This is a genomic window from Methylobacter sp. (assembly GCF_030680395.1).
Lineage (GTDB): Bacteria > Pseudomonadota > Gammaproteobacteria > Methylococcales > Methylomonadaceae > Methylobacter_A.
On record NZ_JAUXVR010000027.1, the window covers coordinates 64,914 to 80,255 of the forward strand.

The 15,342-nt window shown below is 46.0% G+C and carries 12 protein-coding genes; all 12 read right to left on the minus strand.

Annotated features, from left to right (window positions below; genetic code table 11):
• Positions 1 to 13 precede the first annotated feature (13 nt).
• On the minus strand, positions 14 to 202 hold the full coding sequence (locus Q8L79_RS11760) for a metal-binding protein (RefSeq protein WP_305271434.1): 189 nt from the start codon (positions 200 to 202) through the stop codon (positions 14 to 16).
• Between the two features lie 16 nt (positions 203 to 218).
• Entirely contained in the window at positions 219 to 1,415 is a 1,197-nt protein-coding gene (locus tag Q8L79_RS11765) for a class I SAM-dependent rRNA methyltransferase (RefSeq protein ID WP_305271437.1), read from the minus strand.
• Between the two features lies 1 nt (position 1,416).
• On the minus strand, positions 1,417 to 1,935 hold the full coding sequence (locus Q8L79_RS11770) for a DUF3426 domain-containing protein (protein WP_305271440.1): 519 nt from the start codon (positions 1,933 to 1,935) through the stop codon (positions 1,417 to 1,419).
• The gene (gene prmA / locus Q8L79_RS11775; RefSeq protein ID WP_305271443.1) at positions 1,916 to 2,794 is read right to left on the minus strand and encodes a 50S ribosomal protein L11 methyltransferase; all 879 of its coding nucleotides are present in this window, start codon (positions 2,792 to 2,794) and stop codon (positions 1,916 to 1,918) included. Before prmA ends, Q8L79_RS11770 begins: the two co-directional genes overlap by 20 nt.
• A 187-nt stretch (positions 2,795 to 2,981) precedes the next feature.
• Positions 2,982 to 4,325 (minus strand): acetyl-CoA carboxylase biotin carboxylase subunit, encoded by a 1,344-nt coding sequence (gene accC / locus Q8L79_RS11780; RefSeq protein WP_305271446.1) that lies wholly within the window; start codon positions 4,323 to 4,325, stop codon positions 2,982 to 2,984.
• Positions 4,326 to 4,344: 19 nt separating this feature from the next.
• Positions 4,345 to 4,782 carry an acetyl-CoA carboxylase biotin carboxyl carrier protein gene (accB, locus tag Q8L79_RS11785; RefSeq protein WP_305271449.1) on the minus strand — a complete coding sequence of 146 codons (438 nt, stop codon included), beginning with the start codon at positions 4,780 to 4,782 and terminating at the stop codon, positions 4,345 to 4,347.
• Positions 4,783 to 4,785: 3 nt separating this feature from the next.
• The gene (aroQ, locus tag Q8L79_RS11790) at positions 4,786 to 5,232 is read right to left on the minus strand and encodes a type II 3-dehydroquinate dehydratase (RefSeq protein ID WP_305271452.1); all 447 of its coding nucleotides are present in this window, start codon (positions 5,230 to 5,232) and stop codon (positions 4,786 to 4,788) included.
• A 567-nt stretch (positions 5,233 to 5,799) separates the two neighbouring features.
• The gene (locus tag Q8L79_RS11795) at positions 5,800 to 6,882 is read right to left on the minus strand and encodes an HNH endonuclease (protein WP_305271454.1); all 1,083 of its coding nucleotides are present in this window, start codon (positions 6,880 to 6,882) and stop codon (positions 5,800 to 5,802) included.
• A complete protein-coding gene (locus Q8L79_RS11800; protein WP_305271457.1) occupies positions 6,882 to 8,642 on the minus strand; it encodes a restriction system-associated AAA family ATPase in 1,761 nt (586 codons plus the stop codon). The genes Q8L79_RS11795 and Q8L79_RS11800 overlap by 1 nt, the downstream gene beginning before the upstream one ends.
• Complete coding sequence (locus tag Q8L79_RS11805) at positions 8,639 to 10,783, minus strand: restriction endonuclease subunit S (RefSeq protein ID WP_305271460.1); 2,145 nt, start codon at positions 10,781 to 10,783, stop codon at positions 8,639 to 8,641. Before Q8L79_RS11805 ends, Q8L79_RS11800 begins: the two co-directional genes overlap by 4 nt.
• Positions 10,780 to 12,465 carry a type I restriction-modification system subunit M gene (locus Q8L79_RS11810; RefSeq protein ID WP_305271463.1) on the minus strand — a complete coding sequence of 562 codons (1,686 nt, stop codon included), beginning with the start codon at positions 12,463 to 12,465 and terminating at the stop codon, positions 10,780 to 10,782. The genes Q8L79_RS11805 and Q8L79_RS11810 overlap by 4 nt, the downstream gene beginning before the upstream one ends.
• 43 nt (positions 12,466 to 12,508) lie before the next feature.
• Positions 12,509 to 15,325: a DEAD/DEAH box helicase family protein gene (locus tag Q8L79_RS11815; RefSeq protein WP_305271466.1), complete on the minus strand. Its 2,817-nt coding sequence runs from the start codon at positions 15,323 to 15,325 to the stop codon at positions 12,509 to 12,511.
• Positions 15,326 to 15,342: the final 17 nt, after the last annotated feature.

A 15,342-nucleotide genomic window follows, 5' to 3' on the forward strand; every position in this document is an offset into this window, starting at 1 on the left:
TATTTTTATATCCTCATTTTTTTGTTGTTAGCAGGGGGGTGATAGTCGGTTTGGTATTATCCTCATTAAATAACTGATAAATGCTCAGGCAGCCGGCGCAGCAAAATTTCTGCAAGCCGTCACTGGTGGTTAGAGAAAACCCGGTGATTTCTACCGGCTGACCGCAGAGTACACAGGGTTCCTTATCTTTTCCATTGAGCATAAAAAGACCTCACATTTTACAAGCTTGAAGAGACAGAACAAAAAAAAGTTTTCAAATATTCGGTCTCGGGCGCTGCCGGGTCGATGGGGTGGTCCGGCCCCTGCCCGCCTCCGGCAAAAAACACCAGATGACGATCTATGTGTCGCCCTGACGAGCGTAGAATCTCATGCAGGTTTTCACGGCTCAGGTGGTGAGAGCAGGATGCCGAGACCAGTATGCCGTTTTTGGACAGTACTTGCAGGGCCAAGTGATTCAGGCGGCGGTAAGCTTCGTAGCCTTGTTTGAAATCTTTTTTGCGCTTAATTAAAGCGGGAGGGTCCAGAACGATAATGTCATAGAGCTGGTTTTCCAAACGGGCCTGCTTCAGGAATTCAAACACATCGTTGCGCACAAAGCGCATTTTATCCTGAACCCGATTCAGCGCTGCGTTTTCCACGGCCAATGCCAGTGCGCTTTCCGAGGCATCTACGCAGGTGACTTCCAAGGCTCCGGCCATCGCGGCAGGAATGCCCCAGGCGCCGGTATAGGAAAATAAATCGAGCACTCGCTGGTTTTTGGCAATGCCCGCCAATTGGGCGCGGCTGCTACGATGATCGTAAAACCAGCCGGTTTTTTGCCCTCCCAGAATATCGATTTTAAATTGCGCGCCATTTTCTTCAATGATCAGCGATTCGGGGAGCTTGCCGTAGGCCAGCTCGGATTCAAGGCTTAAGCCTTCCTGTTGCCGCTGGCTGTTATCGTTTTTCAGGATAATGGCCTCGGGACTCAGCAATTCAATCAGCGCGGCAAACAGTGCTTCTTTGCGCTGATCGATACCGGCGGTGGTTATTTGCACCGACAAAACCGGGCCGAAACGGTCGATGACCAAGCCGGGCAAGCCGTCGCTTTCGCCGAAAACAAGGCGGTAGTAGGGCTTGTCAAAGAGTTTTTCGCGCAACGCCAGCGCGGTAGTCAAACGCTCTTTGAAGAAATTGGCGCCGCATTTCAAGTTGGGTTTTCTGGATAGAATTCTCGCGCATATCAGGGCTTGAGGATTGATATAGGCTGTGCCCATCACCTTGCCGTCGTCGCTTTTTACCTGGACCAGGTCGCCTGCGCTGAATTGTTCAAGCGGTGAGCGCTTGGTGTCGACTTCGTTACTGAAAACCCATAGATGGCCTTTGCGCAGACGTTTGTCTTCGTTCTTTTTTAAATAAATTTCTGGATGAGCCATATTAATCAATGAGTTTAAAATTATAACCGCCGACATTGGTTTTTGGTGCGGCGATGTTCAGGCTGATTGCGGCAGTCGCATCAGGGGACATGACTGACGTTGCAGCCTGGGTTTTGAGCAAATAGTCTTGGGCTCGAAAAACGCGTCGGGCGAATGGATTTTCAGCGTAGTCGAGCAAGGCCAGTTCCAGGTTCGGGTAAGGCTGCGCAAAAGCGGCCCGGTTGCGGATCACCGCCCTGAATAGCAGGCTGTGATCCGGTAAAGCGAACCATGAGCTCTGCAATACCGCGAACTCACCCGAATTCTTGTAGGCGGGCAGTTGGCAATTCAGTTGTCGACATATTCTTTCCAGTCCGGGCCGAAAGGCCGGGTTCCGGCTGAGCGCCGTGCCTTCAAAATACACTATTTGCCCGGCCAGCAGCAGTACAGCAACAATCAGTCCTGGGCCCCAATAAGTGCTACCGGGTACGCTCTCTCGATCCCATGGTAAACAGGGCTGCTTAGCGCTTGATGCCGTCAAGCCTGATCCAGTCTTCCTGTTGCACCGGCGCGTTGAACGCTATGTGTTGCTGATAAGCGTTCATCACCGCCTCGGCCTGTTCATGCAAAATGCCGGACAAAACCAGTTGACCAGTGGGAGCGACGAGGTTACAAATCTGTTCCGCCATGTCGATTAAAGGCTTTGCCAGTATGTTGGCCAGCACGATGTCCGCCTGAAACGGCGTAAATTGCTCGGGCAGATAGCAGGCAATTTTATCTTGCACCTTGTTTTTTAGCGCGTTGCTCTGCGTTGCGGTGATTGCTTGCGGATCAATATCCACCGCATGAGCTTCCTTGGCATCTAGCAATATCGCCGCAACGGCCAGTATTCCGGAGCCGCAGCCGTAATCGATGACGGTTTTGCCGGTCAAGTCGTGGCTCGCCAGCCATTCCAGGCATAACGCGGTGGTCGGATGAGTGCCGGTGCCGAAAGCAAGGCCCGGATCGAGGGTCAGGCAAACCGTGCCGGACTCGTACTGTTCCTGATCGGTCGGACAAACCCAGAGTTTGTCGGCAAACTTCATCGGTTTATAAAATTCCATCCAGGCGCGTTCCCATTCCTGGTCGGCAACTTCTTCATATTTCCAGTTGCGCAATTGCTCTGCTTTAAACTGGGCGTAAACCAGCGTCTTGATCAGCTCGGGTTCGGCATCCAATTCATAAAGTGCAATGACTTCGGTGTTGCTCCATATTTTGGTTTCGCCGATAGCCGGTTCGTAAACTGGCTCGTCTTCAGCGTCCATATAAGTAACGGACACGGCACCGAGATTGTCGAAAAAGTCGGCAAGCCGGGGGGCGATGTCTTCATTGGTTATAACGGTAATTTGGTGCCAGGCCATGATTTGGAAATGTATGTGTAGGAGCGGATGATGGGTTAGTTATTCACCACGAAGGCACGAAGGACACGAAGTTTTAGAATTGCGTAGGGTACGTACAGCGTGCTCTACGCGACTGCATGGAGCAATTACGATAGCTCAACGTATAAACTTAAAATCTTCGTGCTCTTCGTGCCTTCGTGGTGAATTTTTAATAAATGCCCAGCTTTTTTTCCAGGTAATGGATGTTTTGTCCGCCGACTGCGAAGGCACTGTCATTCATGATGTCGTGCTGTAGCGGGATATTGGTTTTAATGCCGTCGATGATGATTTCACTTAATGCGGTGTTCATACGGGCAATGGCGCTCTTGCGGTCTTCGCCATGGGCAATCAGTTTGCCGATCATGGAGTCGTAATAAGGCGGCACTTTATAGCCGTTGTAGATATGGGTCTCGCAACGGATACCGGGGCCGCCGGGCATATGAAACTGGTCTATGGTGCCGGGGCAGGGCATGAAGGTTCTGGGGTCTTCAGCATTTAACCGGCACTCAATGGCGTGGCCCTGAATTTTAACCTGATCCTGAGTAATAGACAGCCGTTCACCGGCTGCAATGCGCAGTTGCTCCTTGACGATGTCAAAACCGGTCACCATTTCGGTGACGGGGTGCTCAACCTGTACCCGGGTGTTCATTTCAATGAAATAGAACTCGCCTTTTTCATACAAAAACTCGAAAGTGCCGGCGCCCAAATAACCGATGTCGACACAGGCTTTGGCGCAACGTTCACCGATAGTTTTACGTTGCGCTTCGGTGATGCCCGGTGCCGGGGCTTCTTCAACCACTTTTTGATGGCGGCGCTGCATGGAGCAGTCGCGTTCACCTAAATGTATGGCGTTACCATGCGAATCGGCCATAATCTGAAACTCGATGTGCCGTGGGTCTTCCAGGAACTTTTCCATGTACACAGTAGGGTTGCCGAAAGCAGTACCCGCCTCGGCTTTGGTCATGGCGATGGCGTTTAATAACGCCGCTTCGGTATGTACCGTACGCATGCCTCTTCCGCCGCCGCCGCCGGCAGCCTTGATGATAACCGGATAGCCGATTTCATGGGCCAGTCTCAGGTTCTTTTTACTGTCATCCGACAAGGGGTCGTTGTTGCCGGGAACGCAAGGAATTCCGGCCTCCAGCATGGCCTTCTTGGCGGAAATCTTGTCACCCATCATGCGGATGGTTTCCGCATTCGGGCCGATAAAAACAAAGCCGCTTTGTTTTACCTTTTCGGAAAAATCGGCATTTTCAGACAAGAAGCCGTAACCGGGATGAATGGCTTCCGCATCGGTCACTTCGGCGGCGCTGATAATGGCCGGAATATTCAAGTAGCTGTCGGCAGATGCGGCAGGGCCGATACAAACGGATTCATCGGCAAGACGTACGTGTTTTAGATCCCGATCCGCCTCGGAATGCACGGCAACCACCTTGACACCCAGTTCCCGGCAGGCACGTAAAATGCGCAGAGCTATTTCGCCGCGATTGGCGATAACGATTTTATCGAACATGAGTTCCCCGTTCCTTGTGTTATTCAATGATGAATAATGGCTGGCCATATTCGACAGGTTCGGCGTTTTCAACCAGAATTTTGGTGATGGTTCCGCTTTTATCCGACTCGATCTGATTAAGGATTTTCATTGCCTCAATGATGCATAATGTATCGCCGACCTGAACGGATTGGCCTACTTCGGCGAAAACCTTGGTGCCGGGTGAAGCGGAGCGATAAAAGGTGCCGACCATCGGCGACTTGACCACATGACCGGTAATTTTTTCCTCCGCAGGCACAGCTGCCGAAGCGGCTATGGCAGGAGCGGCGGCAACCGTTGCAGGCGCATAGGCGACAGCAGCGGGAGCGGCAGAATAACGGCTAATGCGAATGGATTCTTCGCCCTCTTTGATTTCAAGTTCGGCAATGCCTGATTCCTCGATAATTTCGATGAGTTTTTTTATTTTTCTAATATCCATAGTTTAGTGTCTCTCGGCTAATATCTGATGAGCGGCCAGTAAGGCCAATTCGTACCCTGTTGCGCCTAATCCGCAGATAACGCCTTTGGCAATATCCGAGAAATAGGAATGTTTTCTAAAAGGTTCACGTGCATGAACGTTTGATAAATGAACTTCAATAAAGGGGATCTTGGTTGCCAGCAGCGCGTCGCGAATGGCGACGCTGGTATGGGTAAAGGCTGCCGGATTCATGATGATGAAATCAACGTGGGCATGATAGGCCGCGTGTATTAATTCTACAATCTGGTGTTCTGCGTTGTTTTGATGGAAGTTAAGCTGATGCCCCAGTTCCACAGACTTTTGCTCCAGATGCTGCCTAATGTCCGCGAGAGTTTGATTGCCGTAAAGACCGGGTTCGCGAATGCCCAACAGGTTTAAATTCGGCCCATTTAGAACGGTAATAGTCGCCATCAATCTGCAAGTCGGTTAGGGTTTAAAAGCATAATTAGCCGCTAATTTTGCCCAATTTGTAAGGTTTTGTCCAGATATTCTATTTTTAGCAAAAGATAGCGACACAATTCAGGCTGTTTGGAGTCATTGCGCACAAGTCAGCGGATTTTGAAAGTTATTTGTGCGAGGGTTGTTTATTTCAATAACGGCCTGATTTAAACCGGTGATGTTAGTTTAGCAACGGATTAATAATTTCCGTTATTTGCTCTTTGGAAAACTCCCCGGGATGCCGGTGTAGGATTTGCGCTAGCTCTTACGCGCTACGGCTTTCTCCTCAACGTAGCGTATTGAAACTGCATTACCACGCGGCGCGTGGGAACGAGAAAAGCAGAATACGACCTCTGGCAAGCCAGACAAAAACCACGCCCCAACATTAAACTAGCTGAATACCTCATGCCGCCTAACAGCGCATCAAGACCCCATGACCAAACCGTTATCGAATTAATATGGAAGATTCCAGTTTTGCAGGCGAGTATCTATCTGTAAAACAGCGACCAATTTTTACTTTCAGTATCGATTTTTATCAGTCTATGTGCCATTTATCATAAATAATCCCGATTGATAACAAGCTTCTAAAAACGGTTTTTTCAGAAAATTAAAATCTGCATACGGAGAAATACTTTCAAGCTCTGCAAGTTCTACAAAATACTCTTCTGCTTTTCCTCCTCTCCTGACCCAACTTTGTGCTTGTGTAATCCAGTATTTGCCAGCGTTTTTTTTACACATCAAAGCCTTGTAACGGTCTTCGATACTGTAGACATCAAACCATGTTTTAATTTCGTTATCATACTGCGTGGGTCCAACGGATATCGTTATTTCCCCAGGTTTATATTCATTCCAGTTTCTTGGGCTAAATGTTATTTCAAATTCCAGTTTGTATGGGGTATGAGTGAAAGGATAAAAAGCTTTACGAGTCGCCCCATTAACATTGATTGGATCTTTGGCACCCTTGTTTTTAGAATTGCAAGTATTACAGGCAGGCGGTAGGTTTTTAAAATTAATAGAGTTAAATGGATATTTACTCTTAGGCAAATAATGATCATACGCATCACGAGTTGGGTCAAACTGACCATCCATCGGCATGATTCCGCAAAATGGGCATATGTCTTCATCGTTCTGCTGAACAAATTTTAAATAATGATCTGATACTGTTCCTATATGGTTTTTAATGGTTTCTAACGCCAAAAAATTATGGGAATATAAATTCTTAAAGAATTCTTCAAGTTCCTCGGTCAACTTTTCAAATTTGACAGTAAGCTGATCATACCGAATAGGCGCTATAGCAGCATCGTTGCAACAGCATTTTTCAATATCATTATTAGACGCATACCAAGCTTTAAACTGAGCAATATCCGGTGGCTCAAGTTCTTTAAATGCATTAAATATTTTATTGAGTCCAGTCAAGAAAAACACAGCACTTTTTTTAGGTTTTCCAGCCAACTCATAATCCCATAAATATTCCACTATGCCTTTCAAATCAGAATTTTCTTCAAATAATTCAATACCATATTCAGAATTCGGTGCCTTACACCATACCTCATTAAAAATGAAGTCTACATACTCCTGCATTTTCTCAATTGGATGAGATACATATTTGTATGGGAAAAGCATTAAACATCTTCCTTATTTCTGCCGTCTAGGATGGTACGAATCAACAGCATTTTTTCAACAGAATCGCCCAATTGTTTATTGATTTCCTTGATCAGTGCGTTTTTGTCTTCTCCTGCTTCAAATCGTCGTTGCATTTCATGCAATTTATCCTCTGCATATCCCCCAATAGTTGAAGATTTATTAAATGTCAGCATGGTAATCTGATCGACGGAAGCACCGAGCGTATTGTAGTCTGGGCGCTTAACATCAACGATACCGTCCTCTTTGGTAAACACCAGCACCTGTTCCGGCTTGCTGTCGGAAATCAAAAACGGCGTATGGGTGGTAATAAGCATTTCGCGTTGAACGTTCTTTTCATCCAATTTGGAATCCATAGGCTTAAAACAATCACGCAAGCGGGAGATAAACTTGGAACGCCAATCGGGGTTAAAGTGGGTTTCCGGCTCGTCCAACAGAAATAGGCTGTTGGAATTTTTAAACAGCAAGCAAAGACCCAGGCTATGTAAAAATTGATGCTCGCCGTCGGAAAGGTCTTTCAGCATGACGGCATTGGGCACATCGGTCTTGTTAAACTTCACAAATTTAAAGCGCATAATGCGTTCATCGGAAGGCAAAGTGGGGATGGTTTCATTCGCATATAAGCTATCAGATCTGTAAAGGTCTTTTTTTAAGCTGTCGCTTACGGAATACAAGTTTAGTGTCAACAAAATACGAAATGACTGAAACAAATCGATGGCTGATTCGAAGTTGTTTTTAAAGGCTTCCCTGGTCGCATCATTAACCAAATAGTCCAAATATAGGCAACCTGTTTCATCATCTTGAAAATAACTGGTTGCGCAGCGTCGCAAGCGGTTAATAACCGGCTCAAAAGTGAACTCTGAATCCGGTTCTGATTCAAACTTTTTCAGTATGGGTAAAAAGTAGCTTTTGACTTCTGTCTCAGTTTCCTCAACTATCAAAAAATCTTCTGGATAAAGGTTGGCTTGCTCGGCAGAAATTTCAATACGGTTTTTTAGAATGATACGAAATTCTTGCAAGGTTCCAATGCCTACATCCTGCTTAAAAGGCGCAAGTGTTTCATCGTCTTCAAACAACAAATTACACAGCAAAATAGCCTGACTAAAAGCATTATCCAAATAGATTTGCCTGGATTCCGGACTGCCTGCATAGGGCAAGTCCTGCTTAAGCGTATCCAGATATTCATCCAGTTGGATAAAACGCATTTTAAAAAAAGGCAGGCTAAGAATTTCGTTCTCACCGGAGGAATAAGCCAAGACGAAATCCGGCAACATTTCCACTGCGTCGATACGCGATAGCGGCTTTTCTTCGCCAAACCCTGGATGATTGATCCAAAATAGTTGCGCACCGCTATCAGGTGTTTTAACGATCTTTATATGAGCCGTTAAATCTGCCCCACCTTCCTGAAGTCTTTCCGGTGTAGGAATCAAATACTCCAATTCAAAGGCGTTGGGTTGTGCGTATTCTTCTTTAAAGCCTTGGGGATTAGTCTCTTCGTCAAAAGCAAAGGTTTCTGGCCGGTAAGTCAGGTGCTGACATTCAATGTGATAAAAAATCGCTGCCAGCACTTCTAAAACATTGGATTTGCCGCTGCCATTAGGGCCAGCAAGAATATAAGGTGCAAACTCCCTATCACTGACATCGGCGCTTTCTGAACGATCCCACTCGCGCAGAAAATGTAACTCAAAACCGGCTTGCAGGCTACGAAACGGCTCGTTGAGTTTCAGCCGCAGCAGCTTCATTGCTCCAATCCATTTTCAACTAAAGCGAACCGAAGTGATTTTTGTTTTTCGTCGAAAACTTGCGTCACCAGATTCCCCGCCAATAAGTCGAAAAGAATGTCCTTGATTGTTTCATATTCGGCAAAATCGACCGTTTCCAATTCGCCAAGCTGCTGCATTAAACTCTCGAATGACAGTGGTTCACCTGCATTGTCCAGAATATCTATAACATCCTCATGATGAAATTGCAGCTTGGTATAAACTGCCTCATTATCGAGATACATTCCCCATGGATTGCTGGCGAGTCTTTGCAAAGAGGTGAAATCTGGAATGGGGCTTTGTAGCCATTTGGTAGCTTCTAAGTATTGAGTGTATATGCTAGATGCACTTGCTCGTTCCACAGCGTTACGCATATTCCCAAAAGGATCAGTCATTTTTCTGAGCGCTTCGCTGTATTGATCAGACAATCCAATGTTAGATATTGGGATAGCAGTTGTATGACCAAGAGCCGATTCCATTTTTTTTGCAATAGAATTAATTCGATCGTAATTTAATGATTCGATCTTTGCCATGGTTGAATGCATAGCCTCAAAAGGCGCAGCAACGTATTTCAACACATCATTGTGTTGTTCAAGCCAGCCCATGTCTATCTTGGGTATTGCGGAAGCGATGTTACGAGCTAATTCGACACTTTTGGAGATAGAATCAAATTGGCTGAGGTTTAATGGCTTGATTGTTGACTCGAACTGTTCCATGGCCGAGGTAATGCTCGACATATTCTTCAGTTGTTCCATAGGAGAATGATAGGCGGCAAGTTGTGCCGCAGCTTGTTTGACCGATTCGAATTGTGCCGGATTCAATGATGAAACCCGCGCGGCTCTCTCAACGGCTTTAAAGCTAGTTGCGCTTTGATTAAATGCATTTAGGGCTGTCAGAGTAGTACTGATGTTCTCGGGTACAACCCCTTCAACAGTGGCAACGACTTCATCTTGATCATTTTCGAGGTCTGCGAGTGTTTTGTGGTTCAATGGAATGCGAGATAAATCCAGTTCGCCTTTGAAGGCTTTTTGACTGAGTGCGCTGTAAAGATTTTCCAGTTCGGTGAGGTTTTGCTGGTAGTGGTTTTTTAGAGATTCTACTTTTTCGACAATGACAGCGAATTTTTCCTGCAATGGAATAGGTGGAGCAGGAACTTCTAGATTTCTAAGAATTTCAAGGTTGATATTTCTTTGAGCCGCTTGAGGGGCATTTTTTTCCAATATTCTTTGAAAAAAGCCAAATAGAAAATGAATATAGAGGATATGAGATTCTTTAGGATTAGCTATAAATCCAACTACGCTATCAGGAAAACACGCATCAAAAGTGAGAATACTGGTCTGTGCAATGTTTGCCGCAATAGTTATACAGAGTGTGCCAGCAGGCCAAATTTTGCTCTGTTTGAATCCAATTTCAGAGTAAGTATTTTTATATTCAGTAATGTAAGTCCCAGCATTTGAAACCTCACCAGTTTGTAAGAGAGGATACTTTCCCCCAAGAAGTTCTGGGGCATTGCGAGGCCTATGTTTCGATACACCTCTGTTAATTGAACCTAGAATTTGAAGAGGTTTCTTTTCCCACGATCCGTCATTTCGCACAGGATCACCAAACATCTCCAAAAACGTGCTTTTCAGAAATTCATCCAGCTGATGCAGGTTGTCTTTGCGAGTAGCAATGAGCATCTCGACGCGACTGAGTAATGTGGCGATGCGGATTTGGTCGTCAAGAGCTGGATTTTCATCTTTATATGGAATCGGAATTTTTAATTCCTTCAGAAACTTAAAGTGCCTGCTATAACCTGCATCATTCAGCTTCACCGATTTCAGGTACAAAAACACATAACGGCTGTTTGCGATTTCAGGGTTAATCCAAAGTGCTTTCGCTCCGTCCGCCCCTAATGCTATTGGAGTTTCTACGTATTTAAATACGCGAGTGTGATCACCAAAAATTATGACTGGTGATAGCTTTGCATTTACCAAATTCGCATTATCGGTATAGCCCGCAATATGTACTTTACCTTGGTCAATAATCTGGAATAGCCCATTTTTTTGGTAATCGCTTTGTTTGATTTTTTTAAACTTCGAAGTTACATCTGTAATAACTTCGTTGAAGGGGATTTTTCTCATCCCACCATCTCCTTCAACGCCAACAACTCCTTCACAATCCCCCCCTGAATCTGGCTTAGCGCCTGCACATCAAAATCCTCACCCACTTCGCTGACCAGCAATTTCTGCAAAATCGCTTCCGGTTTTTCATAGTGAATTTCTTCAAACACATCTTCTTTATAGCGGCTTAAGCTGAGGTCGTAATTTTCATCGACAATTTCCTTTCGTGGCACACTAAAGAATTTTTGGGTGCGCTCGGACTCTTGTGCCGTCAAACGGCTGTGGTATTTTTCGACGATGTCCTGTAAATCGCCGTAGCCTTCCTGCTTATTGCGTTTATCATCCAGTGTATAGCCATCGCTTTGCATCTCATAAAACCAGACCTGTTGCGTGGCAGGTTCATCGACTTTGTCTTGCGAGTCGTAGACCTTGGTGAATAACAAAATGGCGGTGCTGACACCGGCATAGGGTTTAAACACGCCGCTGGGTAGCGTAATCACGGTTTTTAAATCACAACGATCCACCAAAATTTTACGCGCTGCAACAAAGGCTTTGCCGGAACCGAACAGCACACCCTGCGGAACAATCACCCCGGCGGTGCCGCCTTTTTTCAGCAGGCGGTAGATGTTTTCGATAAACAACAGCTCGGTTTTGGTGGTGCCAAGGCTTAGGTTCTCGTTGATGTCGCCTTTGTCGATGCTGCCGGTAAAGGGAGGGTTCGCCATGATGATGTCGTAGTAACTGGCTTCATCAAAGCTTTTACTGAGCGTGTCTTTATAATCGATATGCGGCTCGTCGATGCCATGCATCATCAAGTTCATCAAACCTAAGCGCACCATGGTGCTGTCGATGTCATACCCCCACAAACTCTCATTGAGGATGCTTTTGGCGGTTTCGGTCAGGCTGGCGCTGACCGAGGTACGTTTAAAGCCGTCTTCGTCGGTTTGCAGTTGTGCCGCGCTACTGTCGTTATTTTTAGCGGTTTTTATCGCTAACTGGGTGACGATGTATTGATAAGCGCCCAGTAGGAAACCAGCCGAACCGCAGGCCGGGTCCGCTATACGGTGGCCCAGTTGCGGCTGCACCAATTCGGCAATGAGTTTGATGATGTGGCGTGGCGTACGAAACTGGCCGTTTTTACCGGCGGAGGCAATTTCAGAAAGTAGGTATTCGTAAACATCGCCCTGTATATCCTGAAACGCCTGACCTTTTTCTGCGGAATCTTTTTCTATCTCGTCATACATTTCATCGATGGTTTTAACCGCTTCCACCAATAACGAAGGTTTGGGGATAATGAACACCGCGTTTTTCATGTGGTGGGTGAAGCTGGACGCCTGACCGTTTAAATCTTTTAAGAACGGGAAGACTTTTGTTTGCACATGGCTCAGCATGTTATCAGCCGACATGCGTTTGAATTCGCTCCAGCGCAAGCTGTGTTTATCAACTGCAAAGGATTTCTGATCGTCTATTGTTTTGTCGCGATGCTCAGGCGGAATCCAGCTTCCGGCAAAACGCGATGTAAATTTATCTCCGGTAAATTCGGCATCGGCCTGTTGCTTTAAATCCAGGTCATCCAGACGTTTCATAAACAGCAAATAGGTGATTTGCTCGATGGCGGTCAGCGGATTGGAAATGCCGCCGCTCCAGAATTTGTTCCAAAGTTGGTCGATTTTACTTTTCAGGGCTGGGTTATTTTGTAGCATTTATTTTTCTCTTATCTTTGTTGTGCGTGGCTTGCTTTTAATCTTAAGCCGCTAATCGTTCGGTTAATTCTAAAATCTCATTAATTTCAGCGGGGCTGAATACGCCACGTATGCCTTGGGGATGAATCACTGTGAACGGTGATTGGATAAGGTCGCGTTTTTCGACTTTTTCACGTTCAATGATGAAGTTCTTTAACAGACATAAAAACTCCAGCTGACGGCTGTTGAGGTGGGTATGCTCGGCAATAAACTGATCGAAGGTTTTGCTGACGGTATCAGGGAAGCTGGTAAGTATTTCGATACCGAGTATATGCCGAATAAACTGGATAAACCGTGCTTTTCGGTTTCTATAGACGTTGCGAAGTAAGTCTTCGGTAATATGCGGATGTTTTTCGTTGAGCAACTTGGCTAACATTTCCGCTTCAAAATCTGATATGTCAGCGCCCTCTTTTATCTTCTGGAGTATCGGGTTGTTGTTGGTGAGTTCAGTTATTAGTTCCTCGACCATTTCCCTGTAGCGAGTGATACTAACTGCCTCATTTTGCGGACCGAACTCCACTTTTTCTTTGTTGTGCAGGACATCAGTGAGGTCGAGTTTTACCGGGCCTGCACCGGGATTTTGCAGCTCGCGGAATTTCATCAGTGGACCGAGTTTTTCCGCCAGCTCGTCCAGTGTGGCATCTGTGCAGTTTGACCAATAATAATGTTGTTGGGCGCTTTTAATCAGGTTTTCTTCGCGGGCCACCATAGGCACGGTTAGAGGCAGCTCGCTGATTTGTTCAACCAAGCCGTCTTTTAACGTTTCAAATTGGTCTTTTTCTTCTGTTGACCAAATTTCTTTGCTTAATAAGACCAGTGAAATTTCCAGTACATCTTTGCTAAAACGCATGGCCTTAAAATCAGCCTGCGATATTGTTCTAAAAAGAGGTTTGATTTCAACGCGCAGAAATTCGATTTTCTGCGCGTTGAGTTTGCTCCAGTAGTTATCATCGGCAATCTGATTCAGTGCTGAAGCTGCTTCGATGATGACTACGGAGTTTTTCGGAAGTTCTTGAATTTGCAGGCGCAGGATGGTGCTTTCTTTGACGGCGATGTCCTTACAACCTAACTCCAGCGCTTTTTCGATTTTATCCAGTCGAATACCCACCAAACGCACCGGCAAAGGCAGTTGCGGCTTAAGCTCTTTGCCTTTGGGTTGTAGTTTGAAGTATTCAAAGTTGTCCCAACAGTCGAGAATCAGAAAAACGTCTTTCTCGGTACACCAAGGTTTGATTTTTTTAGGTTCGAGTAAACGCGTGCCGCGACCGATCATCTGCCAGAATTTGGTGTAGGAATAAATCGGTTTGGCAAAAACGAGGTTGACGATTTCACGCACGTCGATACCTGTGTCGAGCATATCCACGCTGATAGCGATGCGCGGCATGTCATTATTGGTGAACTGGTCGAGTAGCCCACCTTTACCATAAACCCTTGGATCATCGGAGACTAATACCTTGGCAAGTTCACCATGATAATGAGGGTAGAGTTTGTCGAAAATTTCTTCGATACGGCGAGCGTGGGCTATGGAAGCGCAGAAGAAGATGGTTTTACCCGGTAATACGCCATTGCCGTCTTTAATGGATTCCTCCATAAATTCTTTAACGATAAGGGTATTGGTGCCTTTGTTGATGACCTGTTTTTCCAGCTGGGTTCCTTCAAAGTTAATTTCTTCGACATCTTTACCTTCAAGGATAAGTTTTTTCTGATCTTCCAAACTAATGGTGCGCTTGCTGATGCCTTCCATCTGGAATTTGGTTTGAATTTTCATCACCTGAAAATTGCATAGATACGGCGGGTGGTTATTAACCGCTTCCTCGTAGGTATAGGCAAAGGTGGGCAGGCCATCTTCGCAGGTGAACAATTTGAACGTGTTGTGGTCTAACACGTCCGTCGGCGTCGCCGTCAGGCCCAGATTAATGGCCTTGAAATAATCGAGAATTTCGCCGTAGGTGTTGTAGATGGAGCGGTGACTTTCATCGATGACAATCAAATCGAAAAAATGCGGCGATAAGCTGCCGGATTCGTCGCGAATAATGTTGAGCATGGTTGGGTAGGTAGAGATGTAGATTCGCCTGTCTTTGGCAATCAGCTTTTCTCCTACCTTGGGCCAGCGCGGTTCGTTGGGCAGATATTCTTTAAATGCGGCTAATCCCTGTTCGCGCAGGGGGATACGGTCGACTAAAAACAATACCCGCTCGACATGACTAGCGCGCATCAGCGCATCGACCAATGCAATGCAGGTACGGGTTTTACCTGTGCCGGTAGCCATGACCAATAAAAAGTCACGCTGTTTGCGCTCAATCGCTTCCAGCACAGCGCGGATAGCCCGGATTTGATAATCGCGCCCTGCGATTTCGGTGTTGATGAGTTCTTCTGTAAGTGATTTCTTATTTCGCCGAATATAGCTAAAACGCTCCAGGTCATCAAGGGTAGGGAAGCCAACGATCTTGCGAGGCGGGCCATTTTCCAGATCCCAGAAATAGATTTCCAATCCATTTGTGTAAAAGCAGAAAGGCAGTTCGCTACCTTTGTCTTTTTGCATGTTGTAGCAGTATTGTTTGGCTTGTTCACGGCCTAAGGCTGCGTCTTTGCTGGTTTTTTTTGCTTCTACCACTGCAAGAGGTTTAGCATCTTTACCAAGCAGCACATAGTCACTGAACTGGTGGCCTTGGTAAGGTGTTTGCGGTTCAGATATATCTGGATGCAAACCTACATTTATATCGAACTCCAGTATGACTTGGGTTGGATCGTTGATCTTCCAGCCTGCGGACTCAAGCGCTTTGTCGATGATGTTTTTTCTGGTTTGCTGTTCCGTACTCATTTTTTAACTTTAAGCCG